Raw genomic sequence first — 22,506 nt, 5'->3', positions numbered from 1 at the left:
GCTAGCGGACGGAGGTGTAACGACGCCAGATGAGTTCCTGCTCCCCGCTGTCGCCGACGGCCACTATCGCCTCGTTGAACCGCGCTACGAATTCCCCGGACAGGGTCTTCTTGCTCAACATGAAAAAGGTGGGCGTCTCATGGATCGCCATGGTGTGGGGGACGACCACATCCGACAGCCCCTCTCTCTTCAGACCCCAGGGCGTGGCCAGACTATCCCCGAGAAAACCGTCTATCCGCCCAAGCAGCAGCTTGCGATAGTTTTGCACATCGTTGACCTCGCTCACCTGGTTGCGGTATCGCTGCAGAACCTTGGTGATTTCCGGGCCGTAATAGTAGTCCCTGGTCACACCGAGGCGATGCCCGTGGGCCAGCCAGCTCGCCAGATCCGACTCCTCCCCGGTACCGGATTTGCGTACCCAGAGCGATGTCCGGCCCGGGTTGTAGGGGATGGAGAACCAGGCATAACGCGCCCTGTCATCGGCAAAATACGCCTCCATCACGATGTCCAGCCGACCCCGCTCAAGATCGTGCAACCCCCGCTTCCAGGGACGCTCCACATAGACCAGATGACAACCCAGCCGATTCGACACGGCATTGAGGTAGTCGACCGCAAATCCACGCAGTTCCCGACGTGCTCCCTCTTGCTGGTAATAGTGGTATGGGGGCCAGTCATCGAAACCGACGCGAAGGGGGGAGGAGCAGAACGATTGCGCCCACAACGGTTGGAGGGGCAGACAGCAGAGCACACACAGAGAGAAGAGTCTCATGGGTCATCCTTGACAACGGGACAGGCCATCTTAATTCTGCCCGGGTGAAATGGCGACAGATCCTGCCACAACAAAGCACAATATCAGCCGTTTGCCTGATGCGCCCCAGGTGGCGGCAGACAGGTTGGCGCCGAAAAAGCCACAATCAAGAAGAGGAAGCAAACGACCCCAAAGCCCCTTGGTAAGCAGGGTGATTGAGGGTTAATATGTGAGCAAATATATTTTTGTGATCCACTATGCTTTTTTTGCAATTGGATTAGCATATGCGCGAAATCTGCCTATCAATCTGTCGGGCGTCGAGTGAGTAATATGACCTACAAAAAGTTCGGTTTTCTGGCTGCCATCCTGGCACTGAGCGGTTTCTACCTTTATACCCTCTATCTGGCCGCTCACCCCAACGTGAGCCTGGCTTACAAGCTCTATTACCTGGAAGGCAAGACCCGTTTCTGGGAGCACAACTCCAGCATGACCCTCCAGCCTGGCAACGAACTCAACCTGACCAAGCCGAGCCGCTTCCTCTCAAGCGAAGGCTGGGCCAAGAAGCCCAGCGAGCAAGGCACCGAGCTGAGCGGTCAGGGCGGTCTCTATTTCGTGCTGCCCAAGCAGCAGGCCCAGCCGGAGCAGCTCACCATCCAGGCCAGGATCAACAGCCCTCAGGCTGGCACCCTGCTCAAGGTGGCGCTGGGTCATGATTTCACCACCACGGTCAAGCTGGCCAAGGCGGGCATCAACGAGATCCGCCTCAGCCTGCCGGGCGACTCCCTGACCGCCGATCCCAAGCGTCCCAACTTCCTGGCGCTCTCCGCCCCGACACCGCTCAACGTCCAGTCCGTGCGACTGACCGTGGCTCAGTGAAGCGGAATGCCCCAAGTATCTGTTCCGTAAAATAATTCTTTCAATAAGGAAGTTCCCATGTCCCGTGCCGATTTTCGACTCTCTCTGGTCGTTCCCGTTTACAACGAGGAAGAGAGCATAGACGCCTTCATCAGCGCGATAGATACCGAACTGGCCCCGCTCAAAGACCAGCTTGAAATCGTGTTCGTCAACGATGGCAGCCGTGACCGCACCCGTGAGGTGGTCGAGCAGGCCATCGCCCGGGATCCCCGTGTGACCCTGGTCAACCTGGCCCGCAACTTCGGCAAGGAAGCGGCCATGACCGCCGGCCTGCACCAGGCCAAGGGCGACGCCATCGTCCCCATGGACGTGGACCTGCAGGATCCCCCCTCTCTCATTCTGGAGTTCGTCAAGCTGTGGCAGACCGGCGACTATGACACCGTCTACGGCATCCGGGTGGATCGCAGCGCCGATACCCCGATGAAACGCCTGACTGCCGGTGGCTTCTACCGCTTCTTCAACGCCCTCTCCACCAGCACCAAGCTGCCGGAGAACGCCGGTGACTTCCGCCTCATCGATCGCAAGGTGGTCGAGGCCATCAAGCAGTTGCCGGAGCGCAACCGCTTCATGAAGGGGCTGTTCGCCTGGGCCGGTTTTCGCGCCGTCGGCGTTCCCTACGAGCGCCCGGCCCGCCATGCCGGCGAAACCAAGTTCAACTACTGGAAGCTGTGGAACTTCGCCCTTGACGGCCTGATGAGCTTCTCCAGCTGGCCGCTGCGGGTGTGGAGCTACATCGGGGTCGGTGTCTCCTTCATCGCCTTCCTCTATATCCTCAAGATCATCACCCAGGTGCTCTTCTTCGGTATCGACGTGCCCGGTTACGCCTCCCTGATGTCGGTCATGCTGTTCCTCGGCGGCATCCAGCTGCTGTCGCTGGGCATCATCGGCGAGTACATCGGCCGCATGTTCGTCGAGGTGAAACAGCGCCCCGTCTACCTCATCGAAGGGGTCTACGGCCAGTACGCCAAGCAGGATGAAGAGCAGAAGCAGGAAGTGCCCACCGCCAGCAAGAAGGGCGCTGGCAAGAAGGCCGCCGCGAAAGCCGCTGATGATCAGCAGGAGCAGGCGTCTCAATGATCTCCCGCGAGGAATTCTGGCGGCTGGTTCGCTTCGGTTTTGTCGGCGGGGGGGCCACCCTCGTCGATCTGGGTACCTCCATCGCCCTGTTTCATACCTGGCCGGCCATCTCCGAGCACCTGGTCACGACCCTGGCCTTTGCCGTGGCGTTCTGGTTCTCGTTCTTCGGCCATCGCTACATCACCTTCCAGAAACAAGGTGCCGCCAGCAAGTTCCTGCTGGTTGCCCTCTTCTCTCTGGCGGTGCGTAATCTCATCCTGAGCGGTTTGCTGTTTGCCGGTCTCTCCGGCCTGTTGCCGGTGGTGATCGCTACCCTGACCGTCACCGTGCTCACCTACGTTCTCTCCCGTATCTGGGTTTTTGCCTGATGAATGATATGACCAATACCGCCCCGTCAACCGGGGCTGCACTCCCCTATCGCCCGTCACTGCGCATCAGCGGCCGCGACTGGCTGATGATCGTCGCCGCCTTCGTACTGAGCCGGGTGGCGCTCTATGGCATGGGCTATTTCGGCGTCCAGCTCTATGGCGCCACCGACATCGGGCCGCTGCAAGCCTACTGCCAGTTCGACTGCGTCTGGTTCCAGCGCATCATCGAGAATGGCTACGACCTCTATCCACGCTGGCTGAGCAAGGGCAATGCGGCGAACTGGGCCTTCATGCCCCTCTATCCCATGCTGGCCGGCGGTCTCTCCAGCCTGTTTGACATGGAGAGCCTCATCGGCCTGATGCTGGTGGCCAACATCGCCTTCTTCATCAGCCTGCCCCTGATGCTGCTGGTGCTGCACCAGCTCAAGCTGGGGGACGACACAGCCCGCTTCGGGGTCTGGCTGCTGGCCTTCTCCCCCTTCTCCGCCTATTTCGTCTCCGGCTATACCGAGCCCATGTTCATGGCGCTGATGCTGGGAATGTTCCTGTTCGCCTACCGCGAACAGTGGCTCATGGTCGCCTTCCTCGGCATCTTCATCTCCGCCACCCGCAACCTGGGGGTGATGATGGTGTTCCCGGTGCTGATCCTGGCCCTGCAGGCCTACGGCTGGCGCGAGTTCTTCCGCTTCACCGAGCGGGCCTTCAAGGTGGTGTTCACCCTCTGGCTCATTCCCCTCGGCCTCTTCTCCTACATGGTCTATCTCTATCACCTCACCGGGGATGCCCTGGCCTTCAAGCACATCCAGGTGGCCTGGGGCCGCTATATGGACAGCCCCCTGGACTGGTGGCTGAGCGGCTTCGAGCTGGGGGGGCGCAAGGCCTATCTCTCCATCATGGTGATCTTCGGCTGGTGCCTGAATGGCTACCTGTTCAGCCAGAAACGCTGGGCCGAAGCAACCCTGATGTTCATCTGCTGCACCATCCCCCTGATGACCGGACTCAACGCCATGCCCCGCTACATGTTCGGCCTCTATCCGACCCTGCTGGCCATCGTGCTGCTGGCCCATCGCTGGCCTGCCATCCGCCCTGCGGTGCTCTGCATCAGCGGCATGGTTGCCTCCTTCATCGCGGTGGCCTTCGTCAACTTCAAGTTCTTCACCGTGTGACGCCACCCCGAATGCCTACAAGCCGGTCAACTGACCGGCTTTTTTCATGGCCGCGACACCCGGTTCACACTTTTCCATTCTTGAAAACGTAACCATTTGAACTGACGTCACAAATCGGTATTTTACCGGTCCAAGCCTGCCCCAGCGCGCCCTAGAATGAGTGCCTCAACGGATCCTGCTCCTCACACTCTGCTCAAGGAATGGCTTATGCGTCTCTCTTCGCGCCCCGCTCTTCGCCCATCACCCCTGTGGCTGGCCGTGCTCGCCACACCGCTGTTCATCGGTCAGGCGATGGCCGCCCCCGAGGTCTATCTCCATGTGGATGGCAAACCGGTAGCCGAGGCGCTGACGCTGGACAAGGGCACCGTCACCCTGACCCACAGACTGGACAAGGGGAGCCACCAGATCCGCATCAGCGATGCGGGCAACAGCTGCGGCACCAGCTTCGGGCCAACCGAGGCCAAGCCCCTTCCCTTCGGCACCGCCCAGCCCATGGACAAGTGCAGCAAGGGGACAGACTTCAATCTGAGGGTGATGCTGGCGGGGGACTACGAGTTCACCTTCAACCCCGATACCCCCAGCCTCAAGGTGTTGCGGGCAACCAAAAAGAGCGAGTTCAAACGCCAGCCTCCGGAAGAGCCCTGCATCAGCTGGGATGGCGGCCCGGTCACGACATCACTCAAGGGAGTCTGGCCCGACGGCACACGGTTGCGGGATGCCTACTCGGGACAGGAAGCCGTGGTCAAGGGCGGCAAGATCACCCTGACACCGAGCAAGGAGAGCGGCGGCCTGCTGCTGCTCGAGCCGGTCAAGGCCGCCAAGCCTGCTCCCTTCAGCTGGGATCAGGCGAGCGTCTATTTTCTGCTGACCGACCGCTTCCACAACGGCGATCCTGCCAATGATCACAGCTTCGGTCGTCAGAAGGATGGTCAGGACGAAGTGGCCACCTGGCATGGCGGTGACTTCAAGGGGCTGACCGAGAAGCTCGACTACATCAAGCAACTCGGCATCAACGCCATCTGGATCACCCCCATGGTGGAACAGGTCCACGGCTTCATCGGCGGTGGCGAACAGGGGAACTTCCCCTTCTACGCCTACCACGGCTACTGGGCGCTCGACTTCACCAAAATCGACCCCAACTACGGCGACGAAGAGAGCCTGAAAACCCTGGTGGACGAGGCCCACAAGCGCGGCATGCGGATCATCCTCGACGTGGTGATGAACCACGCAGGCTACGCCACCCTCGCCGACTTGCAGGATCTGGGGCTCACCGATCTCACCCAGAACACCGGCAAGCTGCCGAGTCGCTGGAACGAATGGCGCCCAAGCGGCGGCCTCAACTGGCATGGCTACAACCAGTTCATCGACTACCAGTCATCCCACTGGGACAAGTGGTGGGGCCCTGACTGGGTGCGCGCAGGCCTGCCCGGCTACCCGCAACCCGGCACCGACGACGTCACCGGCTCGGTGGCGGGACTGCCGGACTTCCTGACCGAATCCACCAGATCGGTGGGGCTGCCACCGCTGCTCGCTGCCAAAAAAGACACCAGGGCCAAGGCCCTGCCCAACGCCACCGTGAGCGATTACCTCATTGCCTGGCACACCGACTGGGTGCGCCGCTTCGGCATCGACGGCTTCCGTGCCGACACCGTCAAGCACCTGGAGCCCGCGGTCTGGGCCAGGCTCAAGCAGGCGGGCACCGACGCGCTCAAGGAGTGGAAGGCCGCCAACCCGGGCAAGGCCCTCGATGACCTTCCCTTCTACATGGTGGGCGAGGTGTGGGATCACGGGGTCGCCAAGGACTTCTGGTACCAGCACGGCTTCGATTCCCTGATCAACTTCGACTACCAGCGTGAATTCGCCCTGCCCCAGGCCCAGTGCATGGCAGGGGCAGAGCCCACCTATGCGAGCTATGCCAGCCGCATCAACCAGGATCCCGAGTTCAACGTGCTGAGCTACATCAGCTCCCACGACACCAAGCTCTTCTTCGGCGACTATCAGGACGTGGCGCTGCAACGGCGGGTGGCCAACAGCTTCATGCTGCTGCCGGGGGGCATCCAGATCTACTATGGCGACGAGTCCGGCCGGGGACTGGCCAAGGATGGGGGCGTGTTCGATCAGAGCGTGCGCTCGGACATGAACTGGCAGGAGCTGGCGAGTGGCGAGAAGGCGGAGCTGGTCAAGCACTGGCAACGGCTCGGCCAGTTCCGTGCCGCCCACCCTGCCATCGCGGCGGGCAGCCACAAGAAGATTTCCGATGTCCCCTATGGCTTCGTGCGGGAGAAAGGAGAAGACAAAGTGGTCGTGGTCTTCGCGGGTCGGCAGAAATAGCGACCTGGCCTGAATAAAAAGGGGAGCCGATGGCTCCCCTTTTTTGTCTTGCAGACGCCCGCATCAATCAGACTGGCGGGCCGCCTTTGGCCACTGCAACCTCGCCCTGAGCAGGGTTTCCTGCCACAGGGGCCAGGCCAGCAAGGCCTGCTGATAGGCGCCAGCCTGACCGGGCAGCGAAATGCCATAGCTTGCCAGTCGATAGGCCATCACCGCATAGAAGGCATCCAGAATGCTCGCCTCGTCGAAATAGAAGGGCCCCCGCGCCTGGGACCAGAGAGTCTGCAACCGGGCCAGCTCGTCGATGACCTCCACCGGCGGTTCACTCTGGGTGGGCGCCCCCAGGAAGAAGGGCAGCAGGGTGCGGATCTGACGAAAACCGGCGTGCAGCTCGGCGCACAGGCTGCGGGCCAGGGCCCGTTCGGCCTTGTCCACCGGATAAAGGTGGCGCTCCGGGCAACACTCGTGGAGATATTCGGCGATGGCCAGAGAGTCGTGAATACGCAGCTCACCGTCGTCGAGCCAGGGCACCAGGCCGGCGGGGGCCGTGCGCTTGAGCCGTTGCAGCTCCTTGGCATCTTCCAGATCGAAGACCTGCTCCTGCCACTTGAGCCCGCTCATGGCCAGCACCAGCGCCGTTCTCATTGCCCAGGTGGAGCCCGTGCCCACCGTCAAAACCAGGGATCCCATCGATTGCCTCCTGCATGGGTTGTTTACTGGCCATCCCGCCGGCCCCGTGGCACGACATCCGATGACCACCTCACATTTGCGTACTGGCGGGTTTGACCCACTTGGGTAGCAGTGCTAGTTTGATTTTTCAAAACAATCGGTTAGCAACAATGTGAGCTATGGACAGCCAATTTACCATCGTCATCGCAGATGACCACCCCCTGTTTCGGGGCGCCCTCTATCAAGCGGTGCACATGGCCATCGACGACGCCAGATTGCTGGAGGCTGACTCCATCGACAGCCTGAGCCACCTGCTCGATGAACATCCCGACGTCGACCTGCTGCTGCTGGATCTCAAGATGCCGGGGGCCAACGGCTTCGAGGGGTTGGCCTATCTGCGCGGACATCACCCGGATCTCCCCATCGTCGTGGTCTCGGCCTCCGAGGATCCCGCCATCATCCAGCAGGTGCTGCGCCTGGGCGCGCTCGGCTTCATTCCCAAGTCCGTCCCCATGAAAGAGCTGGTCAGCGCCCTCAATACGGTGATCGGGGGGGACAACTGGGTGCCCGAGGGGATCTCCCTCCATCCCGAGCCCAGCGAAGGGCCCGATTTCGCCACCAAGCTGGCCAGCCTCACCCCCCAGCAATACAAGGTGCTCATCATGTTGCGGGATGGCAGCCTCAACAAACAGATCGCCTGGGAGCTCAACGTTTCCGAGGCGACCATCAAGGCCCATATCACCGCGATTTTCCGCAAACTCGGGGTCAAGAACCGCACCCAGGCGGTCATCGCCCTCCAGCAGATGGATATCAAGGACAGTTGAGCCCCTTGCCACCATCAGAGCCCATATCACTCCGCCTTCCGCAAACTCGGGGTCAAGAACCGCACCCAGGCGGTCATCGCCCTCCAGCAGATGGATATCAAGGACAGTTGAGCACCTTGTCACCATCAGAGCCCATATCACTCCGCCTTCCGCAAACTCGGGGTCAAGAACCACACCCAGGCAGTCATCGCCCTGCAGCAAATGGGCATCAAGGACGACTGAGCTCGTCCCCGGCTGGCTCGTAACAAGCCAGCCACAACCGCCTCCCAGAAGACTCTCTGGCCCCCCGCGGCAGCCGGAAACGGCCTCCCTGCACCATTTGCGGCTCGACAATTAGCACGGTCGTACTTTATGCTGCCAGCCCAGAGAGAGGAGAGCCGGATGAGCAAGGGACGTCTGACCCGCGACACCATTTTGCAGACTGCATTCGAGCAGGCGAGCCAGCAGGGGCTGGAGAGCCTCACCATAGGCTCCCTCGCAACGGCCTGCGAGATGTCAAAAAGCGGTCTGTTCGCCCACTTCCAGTCCCGTGACAACCTACAGATCGCCGTGCTCACCCATTCCGCCGAGGTATTTCGGGAGCGGGTGATCCAGCCGGTGCGCCAACAGGGGTACGCCACCCAGCAGGAGAAACTGCTCGCTCTGTTGCAGGCCTGGCTGGCCTGGAACCAGAGTTTTGCCGGCCGCTGCATGTTCCTCGATGCCTGGACCTCCGCCCAGGAGGGTGAGGTCCAGCAGGCGGCACGCGAGCTGGTCCGTTTCTGGCTCGACTACCTGGCACGCCAGGTAGTGCAGGGGCAAGCCAGCGGGGAGTGGCGCAGCGATCTCGATCCCTGGCGCGCCGTCTATCGCCTCTATGGCCTCTATCTCGGGGATCAGGTGTTCCATGCCCTGGCGCTCAGCGAGGATCCGGCCCGCCACTTCTGGCCCGAGGTGGAACAATTGCTGACCAGCTGGCGCTGACCCGACGGGCTCTTCTTTTTAAAAATTCGCAAAAAAGCACGATCGTTCGCACACAAAAGACACAGGATGACCATGAGCAGCAAGATCTACTTCAACACACGCCGCTTCAGCCCAAGCAAGTTGCTGCTGGGCCTCGGCACCCGCCTGCATCACGTGCTCGCGCCCACCCACGCCAAGCGCACCGCCAGCAAGCTGCTGCTCACCCCGCAGCGGGCGACCCGGGGCGTCGCAGCCCCAGCTGGCCTGGTCGAGCAGGCCATCCACACCAGTGAAGGGACCCTGATGAGCTACCGGCTCGGGCAGGGGCCGGTCTGGCTGTTGATGCACGGCTGGTCAGGCAGTGCCAGCCAGTTCTATCCGTTGATGAGCCACATCGCCGCCCAGGGCTATACGGCCCTCGCCTACGATCACCCCGCCCACGGCCGGAGCGAAGGGAACAGGGGTCACCTGCCCCGCTTCGTGCGCGCTTTCGACGAGCTCCTCGAGCGGGTCGGCCCCGTCCAGGGCGTCATCACCCACAGCATGGGGGGCGCCGTCACCCTCAGCAGCCGTCACCCGGCAATCGATACGCTGCCGCTGCTGCTCATCTCCCCGGTGCTCGACTACGTGCCCCAGCTCTACGGCATGGTGGCGCGCTCCGGCTACTCCATCCGGCTGTTCGATGCGGTGGTCAAGGAGATAGAACACGAATACCAGCACCCGCTCAGCACGGTTGACCCCCTTGGCCGGCTCGCCCGGCGCAGCGGCGCCGCCCTCATCGTTCACGATGAGGAAGACCGCTTCGCCCCCCACCGGGACTCCCTGCGCGCGGCCCAGGATGGCAGAACCCGGCTGGTGAGCACCCGGGGGCTCGGCCATGGCCGTATTCTGGCAAGCCCTCCAGCCTTCGCCGCCTTCGATCAACTGAGCCAGACGCCTTTGGCAAACTGAAAATGAAACGGGCCGCAAAAATTGAGCGTGCGGCCCATTTTTATCCGGTATACAACGTCTTATAGTTGAATTGCGCGGTGGCAACCCGCCCTGGCGATCACGATAAGGCGCACCCTCATGGCCAGACCCAATACTGCTCTTCTGCTGACTGGTGGTGGTGCCCGCGCCGCCTATCAGGTCGGCGTACTCAAGGCGGTGGCCGAACTCTACCCCCGCAACATCGGCATCCCCTTCCCCATTTTGTGCGGCACCTCGGCGGGGGCTCTCAACATCACGGCGCTGGCGTGCTACGCCTCCTGTTTCCATCTGGGGGTGCGCAAGCTGGAGTGGGTCTGGCGACGATTCGAGACCCACCACATCTTCGACTTCCACCCTTGCCAACTGCTGTGGCGCACCCTCTATCAGGGCTCGGCCGGCCTCATCACCCCCCAGAGCAACCGAGCCTTTCACCTGTTTGACAACGCCCCCCTGCGCCGTCTGCTGGATCAGCTCATCGACTATCACCGCATCGATGACAACATCCTCTACGGCAGCCTGGAGGCCATCGCCATCACGGCCTCCGACTACGATGACGGCCTCTCCACCACCTTCTTCCAGGGGCGGGCCGAACATCAGCCCTGGGAGCGCGCCAGACGACGTGGCCTGCGAACCCTGCTCACCTCGGATCATCTGCTGGCTTCGTCGGCGCTGCCCTTTGTCTTTCCCGCCACCCCCATCGGCGATCGCGTCTACGGGGATGGTTCCATCCACCAGCTAAGCCCGCTCAGCCCCGCCATCCACCTGGGGGCGGAGCGGATCCTGCTGGTGACCCTGGACTCCCCTCACAGGGAGAACCCGACGCCCCGCCAGGGGCACCTGACCAGCTCCAACATCGCGAGCCATCTGCTCAACACCGTCTTCTCCGACACCCTCAATTCGGATCTGGAGCGGCTCGGGCGCATCAACCAGACCCTTTCCCTCATTCCGGCACGGGAGCGCAGTCGGCTGAAACTGCGCCAGGTGGAGACCTGCGTGATCCGCCCCAGCCAGGATCTCGACCTCATCGCCCTCGAATACCTCCCACGGTTGCCGACCCAGCTGCGCCGTCTGCTGCGGGTGCTCGGGGTCAACGGCGAAGAGAGCAGCAGCCTGGCCAGCTTCCTGATGTTTGACCCCGGCTATTGCCAGCGGCTCATCAAGCTGGGATACCAGGACGCGCTGGATCACCGCCAGCGCATCGAGGCCTTCCTCGACCTGCCGGGCAGCGGGAGGCAGGAGCAGTTTCGCGAAGAGGCCTGAGGGGCCTTATCCCATGGCAAGGAGATCCTAGCGTCCCTCCAGCAGGCGCTGCTCGGCCTGTTCCATGGCCACGGCCGTGCCGAAAAGCACCAGGGTATCTCCCGCCGCCAGCACCAGCTCGCGCCTGGGATCCAGGCTGCGCTCCCCGCGATGAATCGCCTTGATGCGCACCTCTCCCAGGGCGAGATCCCGTACCCTGTGTCCCACCGCCCAGGCCTGGTCGTGCAGCAGCACGGGATGCAGCCGCTCGAGCAGTTGATCCGTCTCCAGATTGCCCGCACTCTTGCCGCCCCAGTAGAAACCGTGCAGAAAGCGATACTGGCTGCTGCGCTCGTGCTCCATGCGCCGGATCACCCGGCCGATGGGAATGTCGCAGTTGAGCAGCAGATGGGAGACCAGCATCAGGGCTCCCTCCTGGGATTCGGGGATCACCTCGAAGGCGCCGGCCTGCTTGTAGTGTTCGAGGAAGCTGTCATCCCGGGTGCGTACCAGCACCTTGATCTCCCCCGCCAGCTCCCGGATCAGCGTCAGCATGGCATCGACCCGCTTGCGATCGTCGAAGGTGATGATCACCAGCCGCGCCCGCAACAGACCGGCCGCCAGCAGGATGTCGCGCCGGCTGGCATCGCCGAACGCCACCTGCTCCCCCGCGAGCTTCGCCTCGCTCACCCGCTCGGGATCGAGATCCAGGGCCAGGAAGGGGATCTCTTCGAGCTTGAGAAAGCGGGCACAGGTTTGGCCGGTGCGTCCGAACCCGGCGATGATGACGTGCTGGTGTTTGCTCAGGCCCGACTGGGCCACCTCGGCGCGAGAGAGCAGGGCACTGTCGGTGAGGGAGTGGGCAAGTCCCAGCGCCCGCAACACCAGCCAGGGGGTGAGGGCGATGGAGATGACACCGATGCCGATGAGCAGAGAGACCAGCTGGTGATCCAGCAAGCCGTGATGACTCGCCAGCGCCAGCAGCACAAAACCGAACTCCCCGACCTGGCTCAACATGATGCCGGCGGCCATGGCGTCGCGCTTGCGCTCCCCCATCAGGCGGCCCGCCAGCAATATGAGCAGCGACTTGCACAGGATGAGCCCCGTCACACAGGCCAGCACCTGCCACCAGGCGTCCGCCACCAGCGCCCAGTCCATGGTCATGCCGATGGTAATGAAGAAGAGCCCCATCAACACGTCGCGAAACGGCTTGATGTCCACTTCGAGCTGATGACGATAGTGGGACTCCCCCAGCATCATACCCGCCAGAAAGGCACCGAGCGCCATGGAGAGCCCCATCCACTGGGTCAGGGAGGCCGCCAGCAATGCAACCAGCAGGGCACTCAGTACGAAGAGCTCGTCTGAACGTGCGCGCGCCACCTCGAAAAACAGCATGGGCAGCAGCCACTTCCCCACCGCCAGCAGCACGGAGAGCGCAAACAACCCCTTGAGGGAGGCCCAGGCCACCTCCGCCAGCAGGGCGCTGCCCTGCACCTCGGGCTGGGCCAGGATGGGGATCATCACCAGCAGGGGCACCACGGCAAGATCCTGGAACAGCAGCACGCTCACCCCGAGCTGGGCTCGCCGGGTATGGAGCTGCTTGAGCTCGCCGAGCTGCTTGATCACCACGGCGGTGGAGGAGAGCGCCAGGGTGCCTGACACCACCAGCGCCTGGGCCAGGCTCAGCCCCCACCACCAGCCGAGCCCGAAAAACAGCAGTGAGGTGAGCAGCACCTGCAGGCTGCCGACCCCCAGCACCAGCTTGCGCATGGCGAGCAGACGCGGCAGGGAGAACTCGAGCCCGAGGGAGAACATCAGGAACACGATGCCAAGCTCCCCTATGGTCTGCATCATGGCCTGACCCGTGACGATGGCCACGCCATGGGGGCCGAGCAGCATGCCGGCAAACAGATAGGCAAGGATCACCGGCTGGCCGAGGCGCCGGAAAATGGCCACCAGCACAACGGCGAAGATCAGCAGGATCAACACATCGGCGTACACCCATCCCTCTCCTTCATCTGCCCGGCACCCTCTTCCCTGCAAGCACAGCGCCCGCTCCCCATATGGCACGCCACTCGCTCAGCGGCAGGGATTTCCCCTCCCGTTTCATCCCGTTAAGCCTAGCCAGCCCCCTTGTTTTTCATCGGACATATTTTAGGCACAGGGCTTGCAAGAGCCTGTGCAATGAATGGAGAGGTGTAAGGGCTGTAACGTGGAAAACACATCGTCATTGAACGGCTTCGGACATGGCATAGAGCAGTGGGTACAGCAGATGGAGCGGCTTGCGCCCTTGACCGGGCAGGACCGCTATCAGCAGATCGAGCAGTTGCTGGGGCAACGGGATCTTGACGCCCTGCTGGCAATCTTTGCCGAGCGGGTGGCAAACATTGTCCGGATCCACTCGCTCCAGTTCGACTGTGGCCAGCCCCATCCCCTCATCTCGCACCCGCCCCAGGCCAGGCTGACCCTGCATGCCTATCGCTTCGAGCTGCGGGGACGACACGAGCAGTTGCTCGGCCACTTGCACTACGAGCTGGAGCACCCTCTGAGCGACGGCCAGAGGCGGTTGCTTGAGCAATATCATCAGCTGTTCAGCCTCCCCCTGCCCCTCTACTTGCGGCTGGATCGGCTGGAGCAGCAGGTGCGGCTCGACCACCTGACCGGGCTTGGCAATCGCGCCTACTTCGACGAAGCCATCGGCCGGGCGGTGGAGCAACACAGCCGGGAACCCCACGGCCTGGTGCTGGTGCTGCTGGATCTCGACAGATTCAAGCAGGTGAACGACACCTGGGGCCATCCGGTGGGCGACCTGGTGCTAAGCCGCTTCGCCCAGTTGCTGCAGGGGTGCATTCGCGGGACGGATCAGGCGTTTCGCCTCGGCGGGGACGAGTTTGCCCTGCTGCTGCAACCCGCGGACCCCGAGGCCTGGCGCCCGGTCTGGCTGCGGTTGCAACATGTGCTCCACAGCCTCAGCGCCTTCTCGGTGGGGTGCAGCCTGGGAGCCGCCAGCTGGCAGTCGGGCATGGATGTGCAGCGCCTCTACGAGACGGCCGATACTCATCTTTACGCCCGCAAGAAAGCCGGGGGCTCCGGCCTGCCCGAATAGGGCATCACCCTTCACCTCCCGGCCCCCTGTCACTCTGCGATGTCAATCCGCATCCGGGGTGACGGGGGGCCGCCACTCCCACGCCACCCCCTCTTCTGGCGCCAGAAATCCGTCGCAGACAAAGAGCCCGGCCACCAGTGCCACCTGTTCACCGTAGTAGAGGATGGGAATGCGCCCCCGCTGCCAGGAGGGCACCCCGTACTCTTGCAGCAGCTTCTTGAGCCGCCGGCTGCCCACCCGCCCCACCGGTTTCAGCATGACGCCGGGGGCGACCTGAAAACGCACCGAGAGCGGCTCGTCCCCGCTCGGTGTCCGCAACCCTTCGCCATCCGTTCTCCAGAGCCTGAACTGCCCGAGCCCGTCCGGCAGAGTGAGCGTCTCTTCCATCCGGATGGGCAGCACCTCCTCGCGGGGGGCGAGATCCGGCGCCACCAGGTACAGGCGCCCCTGATAGCGGCGGCACGCCAACCCTTGCAGGCTCAGCCTGGGGTTGGCGTCATCGCGCGCCAGCGCCACCTCCTGCCACAGCAGGCCCAGCAGCTCGCGAGAGGGCATCTCCCCCCCCTGGCGGCGGATCCAGTGGCGCAGCAGGTTGTTGCGCCGCACGGGGGAGAGGGAGAGGAGTCCGTCAATGCGCAGCCCTTCTCCCTCACCCACCGCCTGCCAGTCCGCCTCGGCCAGCTCGCTGATGAGCGCCTCCTGCTCGGCGCACAGAGCCATGGTGCGCGCCGTCGTCCGGGCCATGGCGGGCCAGCGGTCCTTGAGCAGGGGGATGATCTGCTGGCGCAGGAAGTTGCGGTCATAGCTCGGGTCCTCGTTGCTCTCATCCTCAACCCAGCCATAAGGAAGTGACTGCGCGGCTTCCGCCAGCTCGGCCCGGCTCATGTCGAGCAAGGGGCGCAACAGATGGCCTGCGGCAAAAGGCTGGCTCGCCACCATGCCCGCCAGTCCGCGCAGACCGGTACCCCGCTTGAGCGCCAGCAGCAGGGTCTCCAGCTGATCGTCCTGATGGTGAGCGGTGAGCAGCCACTCCCCCTCCCCCAGGTGGGCGGCGAGTCGCTCATAACGCGCCGCCCGCGCCTGGGCCTCCAGGCTCTCCCCGTTGCCTCGACAGAGCTGCACCCGCTCCACGATGAGGGGCACCGCCAGTTGCCGGCACACCCCTTCGCAGTGAGCCACCCAGTCGTCGGCATGTGGGCTCAGGCCGTGATGAACGTGCAGGGCGTTCAGGGCGAGGCCGTGGGCGCGGGCAAAACGGGCCGCCAGCACCAGCAAGACGGTGGAGTCGAGCCCGCCGCTGAAAGCCACCAGCAGACCGCGGGAACCTTCCGGCGCGGGCAGGGTCTGACAAAAACGAGAATAAATACGAGAAATCATAGGCTTCCCCAATACGACCAGGCCGATCTTAGCAGAGTCGGGCTTATCAAGCGCTAACCCGGCTGCTAGAGTGAATCGCTCCCTGCGTGGGCAAGGAAGCCATATAACCCGAATTGGAATAAAACCATAATGAACAACAAGAAACACATCCTGGCCACCCTCGTCGGGCTGGCCCTGCTGGCCGGTTGCAGTCAGGCACCGAGCCAACCGGACAAACACTCCGGCCTTGCGCTGGCCAACATGGACACCAGCGTCAAGCCTGGTGACGACTTCTTCCGCTACGTGAACGGCCACTGGCTCGCCACGGCCAAGATCCCCGATGACAGGCCCGCCGACGGCGCCTTCTACCTGCTGCGGGACAAATCCCTGGCGGACGTGCGGGTGCTGGTGGAGGGGCTGGATGGCAAAGCCGCCGCCGGCACCCCGGCCCAGCAGATCCACGACCTCTACCAGAGCTATCTGGATCAGGCCGCCCGCAACGCCAAGGGCACCACGCCCCTGCTGCCGATGCTGAGCGAGATAGAGCAGATCAGCACGCCGCAGGATCTCGCCCGCGCCTTCGCCCAGAGCGCCCGCACCGGTGGCGGCTCCCCCTTCGGTTTCTGGATTGACGCCGACGCCAAGGCCCCTGACAGCTATGCCGTCTACCTCTACCAGGCCGGCCTCGGCCTGCCGGATCGGGACTACTACCTCAAGCGCGACCCCAACAGCCAGGCGCTGCTGCACAAGTACGAGCAACACATCGCCGCCATGCTGGCCCGCTTCGGTGAGACGGATGCCCAGGGCAAGGCGAAACGCATCCTGGCCCTCGAGACCAGGCTCGCCCAGATCCAGTGGGACAACGTGGCCCTGCGAGACAGAGAGAAGAACTACAACAAGGGCCCGGTGAGCGAGCTGGGGCGCCTCGCCCCCGCCATCGACTGGGACGCCTACCTGGCCCAGGCCGGCCTTGCGGGGCAACAGAGCCTGGTCATCGGCCAGCCCACCTACCTCTCGGCCCTGAACGAGGTGATGCAGCAGACCCCGGTCGCTGACTGGCAGGCCTACCTCAAGTGGCAGCTCATCACCGATTACGCCCCCTACCTCGACAGCCAGACCGATGCCCAGAATTTTGCCTTCTTCGGCACCGCTCTTAGCGGCACGCCCAAGCAGCGCGCCCCCTGGGAGCGGGCCCTCGGGGTACTGGACAACAATCTTGGGGAGGCGGTGGGCAAGCTCTATGTCGAGCGCTACTTCCCGCCTGCGGCCAAGGCCCGTATGGAGCAGCTGGTGGAGAACCTGCGCACCGCCTACGGCCAGAGCATCCAGGAGCTGGACTGGATGTCCCCGGCCACCAAGACCCAGGCCCTCGAGAAGCTCGCCAAGTTCAGACCCAAGATAGGCTACCCGGACAAGTGGAAGGACTACAGCGCCATCACCATTCGCCCCGACGATCTGGTGGGCAACCTGCAGCGGGCCCGCGCCTTCGAATACGCTGACAACCTGGCGCGCCTCGGCAAGCCGGTCGATCGGGACGAGTGGCACATGTCGCCCCAGACGGTGAACGCCTACTACAACCCGAGCAACAACGAGATCGTCTTCCCGGCCGCCATTTTGCAGCCCCCCTTCTTCGACATGACGGCGGACGATGCGGTCAACTACGGCGCCATCGGCGGGGTGATCGGCCACGAGATGGGCCACGGTTTTGATGATCAGGGGGCCAAATCCGACGGTGACGGCGTGATGCGCGACTGGTGGACGCCGGCGGATCTCAAGGAGTTTCGCTTTCGCACCAGCCGGCTGGTGGCCCAGTACAACCGCTTCGAGCCCATCAAGGGCCAGTACGTCAACGGCCAGTTCACCCTGGGGGAGAACATCGGCGATCTCGGCGGCCTCACCATCGCCCACAAGGCCTACCTGCTCTCCCTGGATGGCAAGGAGGCCCCGGTGCTGGACGGTTTTACCGGCGAGCAGCGCTTCTTCCTCGGCTGGGCCCAGGTGTGGAAGGGCATGTATCGCCCCGAGCTGATGCAGATGCTGCTCGCCTCGGATCCCCACTCGCCGCCGGAATACCGGGTCAACGGCGTGGTACCGAACATCCCCGCCTTCTACGAGGCGTTCAAGATCCAGCCCGGCGACAAGCTCTATCTGGACCCGGCCAAACGGGTCAAGATATGGTGATGACAACCCGGGCAGGGGGCGGCCGACCAGCGGCCCCCTGCCCGCTTCCGACGTGGCAGGGAAGCGTCCCCTGCCCGTCACAGACACATAAGCAGCAACAAGGGTCCTCTCCATGAAAGCCTTATTCCTTACTCTCGGCCTGCTCACCCTGCCCCTCGCCAGCCAGGCGGCGGATGGCTTCTTCAAGCAGCTGACGCTCCCCTCCGGCCAGGTGGTGACCGTCAGCGAAGGGCGCGGCGAGCCCGCCTCCACCGGCAGCTACGACGTGCGCCTCTACTCCGGTGCCAACCCCCAGTTTCCGCTGGATCAGTTCATCGACGGCAAGGTGCTGCCGCGCGATGGCAGCATCAAGGAGATCAAGTTGCTGGATCTCAACGGCGACAAGCAGCCTGAAGTCATCGTCGTGGTGGAGAGCGCCGGCAGCGGCAGCTACCTGAGCGCCGACGCCCTCACCATCAATCCCCAGGAGGGGCTGGAGAGCTTCAACCACGTGGAGGGACTGGCCCCCAGTGACGATGTGATTGAGGCCCTCAAGACCCCCCGCGACTGACCCCCCACGCCCCGTATCACGGGGCGTTTTTTACCCCGCACCTCCCGATGCGGTGCCCACGGCCCCCCACAGGGCGGATGGACGACTGTTTTTTTCTGTGCCTATAATCGCCGCACCCTGCCATAACGAAACACAAGGAGGTAAAAAATGGTTATCCAAGCGTGTCCGATGTTCTCGGCTCGCCTGTTCGGCACATTCAAGTGCTCTTGCCTGCATACCATCGCGCTGCGATAGCGGGTTCGAGCAAAGCCGACTCCCTTCCATACCGAGACCTTTCTCGACTCTACCGTTGTCGCCAGCGCTCCTGATGACAGGGATTTCCTATCCCGCGATTTAAGAGAGCAAGAGCATGACAACCCTGATGAGTACCCATTCCCTGCAGATGAGTGCGGGGCACCTTCCCTTATTTGATCACCTCGAACTCGGCATTCGCGCAGGCGACCGACTCGGCCTGATTGGCGCCAACGGCTGCGGCAAGAGCACATTGCTCGCGCTGCTGGCGGGCGAGCGCACGCCCCAGGCCGGCCGGGTCGTGCAGGCCGCCGCCTGCCGCTGCGAGTTCGTGGCCCAGCAACTGCCCGCCGGGCTTTCCACCCTCAGCACCCGCGCCGTGCTGCTGGATGCGCTCGGCAACGACCCCGCCGCCGAATGGCAGGTGGACAAGCTGCTGGCCGAACTGCAGCTGGAGGCCCAGGCCACATTGCAGGTCAGTGCACTGAGCGGTGGCCAGCACAGCCGGCTGCAGATAGGCCGCGCCCTGCTGCGCCAACCCAACCTGCTGCTGCTCGATGAGCCCAGCAACCACCTGGACTTGCCCGCCCTGCTCTGGCTCGAGCAGTTTCTGCTGGGCTGGCGCGGCGCCTTCGTGCTGGTCTCCCACGACGCTCGCCTGCTGGACCGCGTCACGGATCAGACCCTGATCCTGCGAGATGGCCAGTTGCACCGCTTCGCCCTGCCCTGCAGCCAGGCCAGGGCGGCGCTGGCTGCCGAGGATGAGCAGGCCCGCCTGCGCCGGGCGGATGAGCAAAAGGAGATAGACCGCCTGAGCGCCAGCAGCAAGCGCCTCGCCATCTGGGGGCGGGAGCATGACAACGAGAAGCTGGTGCGCCAGGCCAAGTCCATGGAAAAGCGCATCGCCCGCCTGCAGGAGGAGCAGAGCCAGGTGGCGGCGCTGGCCCCCTGGCGGCTCGAGCTGCGCGGAGTGAGCCTGCCTGCCGACACCCTGCTGCGACTGGAGGCCCTCGACGTATCGCCGGCACCGGCACTGCCGCCGCTGCTGCGTGCCGAGGGGCTCTGGCTGCGAGCGGGTACAGGGTTGCCCTGCTCGGTGCCAACGGCACCGGCAAGTCCTCCCTGCTGCGCCAGTGCTGGCGCGAACTGACTGACCTGAGTCCGCAGGCGGGCTGGTACTGCCATCCCGGCGCCAGCATCGCCTATTACGATCAGTCCCTGCAGCAGCTGGCTGACGACGCCACCCTGAGCGACGCGCTGTACCCCCTGGCCCCTCTGCCTGAGGTGACGCGGCGACAGGCGCTGATCCGGGCGGGCTTCCCCTATGTCCGCCACGGCCAGCAGGTGCACACCCTGAGCGGGGGCGAGCGGGCACGGTTGCTGTTCCTCGCCCTGTCCCTCGGCAGCCACCACATGCTCTGGCTCGACGAACCCACCAATCACCTGGATCTGGCGGGCAAGGAGGAGCTGGCCGAGGCGATTGCCGCCTTCCCGGGGGGCGTGCTGCTGGTCTCCCACGACCGGGAGCTGATCGAGCGCAGCTGCAACCGCTTCTGGCTGATCAGGGACGGGCGCATCCAGGAGGCTCACAGCGCCGAGCGGGCCTATGCCGAGCTGCTGGGCGATGCCCCCTTGCCGCAGGCGGGCAGCCCGGCTCGATCAGGTGACCCGCAGGCCGCGGCCGCCACGGGGGATGACGAAGAGGCGCTGCTGGCGCGCTGGTATGAGCTCGATGCCCTGCTCGCCGCCGATCTGGCCCGCAAGCCCAGGCACCAGACCCCGCGCCTGCAGCAGCAGTGGCGTGACGAGCTGGCGCGCCTTGCCGAGCGCCTCGGCTTTGCCTGACGCCAGCCCGGATCATCCATCTCTTGTTACGCAACACACGCGGCCAGCCACGGCTGGCCGCAAGGAGCCACCATGACATCAACGCAACAACCTCACATCAGGCTGGATCCGGTCAGCGACGCCGACCTGCCTCACATCTATCGCGGCCTCTCCGATCCCCGGGTCGTCGCCTACTACGGCGTCAGCTACGACAGCCTGACGGCATGCCGGGCACAGATGGATTGGTACGCCGAGCTGACCCGCACCGGCCGCGGCGCCTGGCACCTCATTCGCGACCGGCACACGGACGAACCGCTGGGGGCCATCGGCTACAACGATGCCGACCCGACTCACCGGTGTGCCGAGCTGGGCTACTGGCTCTATCCCGAACACTGGGGCAAGGGGGTGATGAGCGCGGCGCTGCAACTCTGGCTGCCGCTCACTTACCGCACCACCGACCTGCACCGGCTGCTGGCAGTGGTGGAGGAGCCCAACCACCCCTCCGCCCGCCTGCTGGAGCGGGCCGGATTTTACTACGAGGGCACGGCGCGGGAGTGCGAGCGCAAGGGGGATGGCTTCATCTCCCTGCGCCACTACGCCATCTTGCGCAGCGACCTGCCCGCCAGCCTGTGACCCGCAACAACAAGCCCCGCACTGCGGGGCTTTTTTTCGGGAGTTACTTGATGGCGCAGACACCCTCATCGGACGCCGAGCGGCGGCGTCTGCGCCGCCACAGGGAGAAGCCGCCATACCCCAAGCTCAGCACGACGGCATAGAGCACCTGGGTGGCGAGGGCCAGCAGCACCAGGGCACAGAGCAGCACGCTGAGGCCCGCCAGCCCCTTGCCGGTCCCCGACAACAAGCGCCAGCCGGCCGCCATGCAGAGCAGATAGACCAGCACGAAGTTGCCGTTGGCGTAGCGGATCAGCGCATCGAGGGGCAGACGCAGCCAGAGGATCAGGGTGATGGAGACGAAACAGATGGCGAGCACCCAGGCAAGGGCATGCAGGGGAGCGCCCCGGGCCGAGAGGCGAGAGAGGGAGACCGGCAGTTTGCCCTCCCGCGCCATGCTCCAGATAAGGCGCGCAAAACCTTGCAGGTAGATGTTGATGCTGGCGAAGCAGGAGAGATAGCCCAGCACCGCCACCAGCCACTTGGCGGTGGGGCCGAACAACAGGGAGAGCAGGGCCGGAATGGCGGTGGCATTGGTCGCCTCGTCCCCGTAGAGGTCATATTTGAGCACCACCAGCGAGTGCACCCAGTAGATGAGCCCCGCCAGCAGCACGCCCCCCAGCAGGGCAAGGGGGTAGTCCCGCTCTGGCCGCTTGAACTCCTCCCCCATGTGGGCGAAGGCCTCGAGCCCCACGAAACACCAGAACATCACCGCCAGCGCCGAGCCCATGGCGGGCCATTCGCTCGCCGTTGGCAGAGGCTGGGCGGCATCGCGCCAGCTGAGATCCCCCTTGACCCAGATAAGCAGGGTGAGCCCCAGAATGGCCAGGGCGATCAGCAGTTGCAGGTTGCCGGAGGAGCGCGCTCCCCGCAGCCCCAGCAGAAAGACCCCGAGCAGGGTGAGCAGCTGGATGCCCCAGAGGGTCCACTCCCCCATGTCGAACAGGGCGTGCCAGAAACCGGCGGCGATGGTGAGGGCGGCAGGCAGGCCCACCGGCAGCACCGCCAGAAACAGGAAAGCGGAGAAGCGCTCGGCGCCGTTGCCAAAGGCGAGGCCAATCAGATGGGGCGCGCCACCCGCGTGGGGATAACGCCGCCCGAGGCGGGCGAAGGTAAAGGCGATGGGCAGCACCAGGGCAATCAGCAGCAACCAGGCCCACAGCGACGCCCCTCCCGCCAGCGAGGCGGCGGTGGCCGGTACCACGAAGATCCCGGTACCGAGCAGGGAGGTGGCGAGCAGCCCCATCCCCTGCCAGAGCCCGAGATCCTTTTTCAACCCAGACATATCCTGTTGTCCCGTCTAGAAAAACATCCCGCCATGTTAGGCCGCCACCACCG

General features: G+C 64.1%; 18 protein-coding genes and 2 pseudogenes. 15 read left to right on the top strand and 5 right to left on the bottom strand.

Going from position 1 to position 22,506, the window contains the following annotated elements:
- Position 1: 1 nt before the first annotated feature.
- The gene (locus tag ACNPAA_RS06105) at positions 2-769 is read right to left on the bottom strand and encodes a substrate-binding periplasmic protein (RefSeq protein ID WP_417891647.1); all 768 of its coding nucleotides are present in this window, start codon (positions 767-769) and stop codon (positions 2-4) included.
- 309 nt (positions 770-1,078) lie between these two features.
- Here ACNPAA_RS06105 and ACNPAA_RS06100 point away from each other — a divergent pair, with 309 nt between their 5' ends.
- From ACNPAA_RS06100 to ACNPAA_RS06080, 5 genes are all read left to right on the top strand, one after another.
- Positions 1,079-1,624: a hypothetical protein gene (locus tag ACNPAA_RS06100; protein WP_104454569.1), complete on the top strand. Its 546-nt coding sequence runs from the start codon at positions 1,079-1,081 to the stop codon at positions 1,622-1,624.
- 57 nt (positions 1,625-1,681) lie between these two features.
- Positions 1,682-2,740 carry a glycosyltransferase family 2 protein gene (locus ACNPAA_RS06095; protein WP_102948805.1) on the top strand — a complete coding sequence of 353 codons (1,059 nt, stop codon included), beginning with the start codon at positions 1,682-1,684 and terminating at the stop codon, positions 2,738-2,740.
- On the top strand, positions 2,737-3,108 hold the full coding sequence (locus tag ACNPAA_RS06090; RefSeq protein WP_010673439.1) for a GtrA family protein: 372 nt from the start codon (positions 2,737-2,739) through the stop codon (positions 3,106-3,108). Before ACNPAA_RS06095 ends, ACNPAA_RS06090 begins: the two co-directional genes overlap by 4 nt.
- A complete protein-coding gene (locus tag ACNPAA_RS06085; RefSeq protein WP_052814338.1) occupies positions 3,108-4,274 on the top strand; it encodes a hypothetical protein in 1,167 nt (388 codons plus the stop codon). Before ACNPAA_RS06090 ends, ACNPAA_RS06085 begins: the two co-directional genes overlap by 1 nt.
- Positions 4,275-4,481: 207 nt before the next feature.
- Positions 4,482-6,605 (top strand): alpha-amylase, encoded by a 2,124-nt coding sequence (locus ACNPAA_RS06080; RefSeq protein ID WP_052814339.1) that lies wholly within the window; start codon positions 4,482-4,484, stop codon positions 6,603-6,605.
- Between the two features lie 63 nt (positions 6,606-6,668).
- On the opposite strand, the gene ACNPAA_RS06075 is transcribed toward ACNPAA_RS06080, so the two are convergent.
- Entirely contained in the window at positions 6,669-7,295 is a 627-nt protein-coding gene (locus tag ACNPAA_RS06075) for a glutathione S-transferase (RefSeq protein ID WP_010673436.1), read from the bottom strand.
- Positions 7,296-7,453: 158 nt separating this feature from the next.
- On the opposite strand from ACNPAA_RS06075, the gene ACNPAA_RS06070 reads away from it, so the two are divergent.
- The 5 genes and pseudogenes from ACNPAA_RS06070 to ACNPAA_RS06050 all read left to right on the top strand — a co-directional run bounded on the left by ACNPAA_RS06070 (position 7,454) and on the right by ACNPAA_RS06050 (position 11,269).
- On the top strand, positions 7,454-8,098 hold the full coding sequence (locus ACNPAA_RS06070) for a response regulator transcription factor (RefSeq protein ID WP_010673435.1): 645 nt from the start codon (positions 7,454-7,456) through the stop codon (positions 8,096-8,098).
- Between the two features lie 36 nt (positions 8,099-8,134).
- Positions 8,135-8,209, top strand: a pseudogene (locus ACNPAA_RS06065) (DNA-binding response regulator); the annotation flags it as partial.
- Between the two features lie 270 nt (positions 8,210-8,479).
- The gene (locus ACNPAA_RS06060) at positions 8,480-9,061 is read left to right on the top strand and encodes a TetR/AcrR family transcriptional regulator (protein WP_201888666.1); all 582 of its coding nucleotides are present in this window, start codon (positions 8,480-8,482) and stop codon (positions 9,059-9,061) included.
- 72 nt (positions 9,062-9,133) lie between these two features.
- The gene (locus ACNPAA_RS06055; protein WP_052814343.1) at positions 9,134-9,991 is read left to right on the top strand and encodes an alpha/beta hydrolase; all 858 of its coding nucleotides are present in this window, start codon (positions 9,134-9,136) and stop codon (positions 9,989-9,991) included.
- Positions 9,992-10,108: 117 nt separating this feature from the next.
- Positions 10,109-11,269, top strand: coding sequence for a patatin-like phospholipase family protein (locus ACNPAA_RS06050; RefSeq protein ID WP_048208164.1), 1,161 nt, complete (start codon positions 10,109-10,111; stop codon positions 11,267-11,269).
- A 27-nt stretch (positions 11,270-11,296) separates the two neighbouring features.
- Here the strand turns inward: ACNPAA_RS06050 and ACNPAA_RS06045 are convergent, their stop codons facing one another.
- Positions 11,297-13,249 (bottom strand): monovalent cation:proton antiporter family protein, encoded by a 1,953-nt coding sequence (locus tag ACNPAA_RS06045; protein ID WP_042864254.1) that lies wholly within the window; start codon positions 13,247-13,249, stop codon positions 11,297-11,299.
- 187 nt (positions 13,250-13,436) lie between these two features.
- On the opposite strand from ACNPAA_RS06045, the gene ACNPAA_RS06040 reads away from it, so the two are divergent.
- Entirely contained in the window at positions 13,437-14,354 is a 918-nt protein-coding gene (locus tag ACNPAA_RS06040) for a GGDEF domain-containing protein (protein WP_417891646.1), read from the top strand.
- A 42-nt stretch (positions 14,355-14,396) separates the two neighbouring features.
- On the opposite strand, the gene tilS is transcribed toward ACNPAA_RS06040, so the two are convergent.
- Positions 14,397-15,731 carry a tRNA lysidine(34) synthetase TilS gene (tilS, locus tag ACNPAA_RS06035; protein WP_417891645.1) on the bottom strand — a complete coding sequence of 445 codons (1,335 nt, stop codon included), beginning with the start codon at positions 15,729-15,731 and terminating at the stop codon, positions 14,397-14,399.
- 129 nt (positions 15,732-15,860) lie between these two features.
- Between tilS and ACNPAA_RS06030 the strand changes: the two genes are divergently transcribed.
- From ACNPAA_RS06030 to ACNPAA_RS06015, 4 genes and pseudogenes are all read left to right on the top strand, one after another.
- The gene (locus ACNPAA_RS06030; protein WP_368172420.1) at positions 15,861-17,891 is read left to right on the top strand and encodes a M13 family metallopeptidase; all 2,031 of its coding nucleotides are present in this window, start codon (positions 15,861-15,863) and stop codon (positions 17,889-17,891) included.
- Between the two features lie 112 nt (positions 17,892-18,003).
- Positions 18,004-18,441, top strand: a complete 438-nt coding sequence (locus tag ACNPAA_RS06025; RefSeq protein WP_010673427.1) for a PliI family lysozyme inhibitor of I-type lysozyme — start codon at positions 18,004-18,006, stop codon at positions 18,439-18,441.
- Positions 18,442-18,790: 349 nt separating this feature from the next.
- Positions 18,791-20,517 (top strand): annotated as a pseudogene (locus ACNPAA_RS06020) (ABC-F family ATP-binding cassette domain-containing protein).
- 72 nt (positions 20,518-20,589) lie between these two features.
- Entirely contained in the window at positions 20,590-21,129 is a 540-nt protein-coding gene (locus ACNPAA_RS06015) for a GNAT family N-acetyltransferase (protein WP_202040682.1), read from the top strand.
- 43 nt (positions 21,130-21,172) lie between these two features.
- On the opposite strand, the gene yjeH is transcribed toward ACNPAA_RS06015, so the two are convergent.
- Complete coding sequence (gene yjeH / locus ACNPAA_RS06010) at positions 21,173-22,453, bottom strand: L-methionine/branched-chain amino acid transporter (RefSeq protein WP_042015548.1); 1,281 nt, start codon at positions 22,451-22,453, stop codon at positions 21,173-21,175.
- Positions 22,454-22,506 lie beyond the last annotated feature (53 nt).

It is taken from the genome of Aeromonas sp. PS2Canimalfood6 (genome assembly GCF_048276795.1).
GTDB classification, from domain to species: Bacteria; Pseudomonadota; Gammaproteobacteria; order Enterobacterales; family Aeromonadaceae; genus Aeromonas; species Aeromonas caviae.
This window is presented reverse-complemented; position numbering and strand designations above follow the sequence as displayed.

Bases quoted from the DNA above. Each gene is read 5' to 3' on its own strand.
- ACNPAA_RS06105 (WP_417891647.1), bottom strand. From the start codon at position 769: ATGAGACTCTTCTCTCTGTGTGTGCTCTGCTGTCTGCCCCTCCAACCG.
- ACNPAA_RS06100 (WP_104454569.1), top strand. From the start codon at position 1,079: ATGACCTACAAAAAGTTCGGTTTTCTGGCTGCCATCCTGGCACTGAGC.
- ACNPAA_RS06095 (WP_102948805.1), top strand. From the start codon at position 1,682: ATGTCCCGTGCCGATTTTCGACTCTCTCTGGTCGTTCCCGTTTACAAC.
- ACNPAA_RS06090 (WP_010673439.1), top strand. From the start codon at position 2,737: ATGATCTCCCGCGAGGAATTCTGGCGGCTGGTTCGCTTCGGTTTTGTC.
- ACNPAA_RS06085 (WP_052814338.1), top strand. From the start codon at position 3,108: ATGAATGATATGACCAATACCGCCCCGTCAACCGGGGCTGCACTCCCC.
- ACNPAA_RS06080 (WP_052814339.1), top strand. From the start codon at position 4,482: ATGCGTCTCTCTTCGCGCCCCGCTCTTCGCCCATCACCCCTGTGGCTG.
- ACNPAA_RS06075 (WP_010673436.1), bottom strand. From the start codon at position 7,295: ATGGGATCCCTGGTTTTGACGGTGGGCACGGGCTCCACCTGGGCAATG.
- ACNPAA_RS06070 (WP_010673435.1), top strand. From the start codon at position 7,454: ATGGACAGCCAATTTACCATCGTCATCGCAGATGACCACCCCCTGTTT.
- ACNPAA_RS06060 (WP_201888666.1), top strand. From the start codon at position 8,480: ATGAGCAAGGGACGTCTGACCCGCGACACCATTTTGCAGACTGCATTC.
- ACNPAA_RS06055 (WP_052814343.1), top strand. From the start codon at position 9,134: ATGAGCAGCAAGATCTACTTCAACACACGCCGCTTCAGCCCAAGCAAG.
- ACNPAA_RS06050 (WP_048208164.1), top strand. From the start codon at position 10,109: ATGGCCAGACCCAATACTGCTCTTCTGCTGACTGGTGGTGGTGCCCGC.
- ACNPAA_RS06040 (WP_417891646.1), top strand. From the start codon at position 13,437: ATGGAGAGGTGTAAGGGCTGTAACGTGGAAAACACATCGTCATTGAAC.
- tilS (WP_417891645.1), bottom strand. From the start codon at position 15,731: ATGATTTCTCGTATTTATTCTCGTTTTTGTCAGACCCTGCCCGCGCCG.
- ACNPAA_RS06030 (WP_368172420.1), top strand. From the start codon at position 15,861: ATGAACAACAAGAAACACATCCTGGCCACCCTCGTCGGGCTGGCCCTG.
- ACNPAA_RS06025 (WP_010673427.1), top strand. From the start codon at position 18,004: ATGAAAGCCTTATTCCTTACTCTCGGCCTGCTCACCCTGCCCCTCGCC.
- ACNPAA_RS06015 (WP_202040682.1), top strand. From the start codon at position 20,590: ATGACATCAACGCAACAACCTCACATCAGGCTGGATCCGGTCAGCGAC.
- yjeH (WP_042015548.1), bottom strand. From the start codon at position 22,453: ATGTCTGGGTTGAAAAAGGATCTCGGGCTCTGGCAGGGGATGGGGCTG.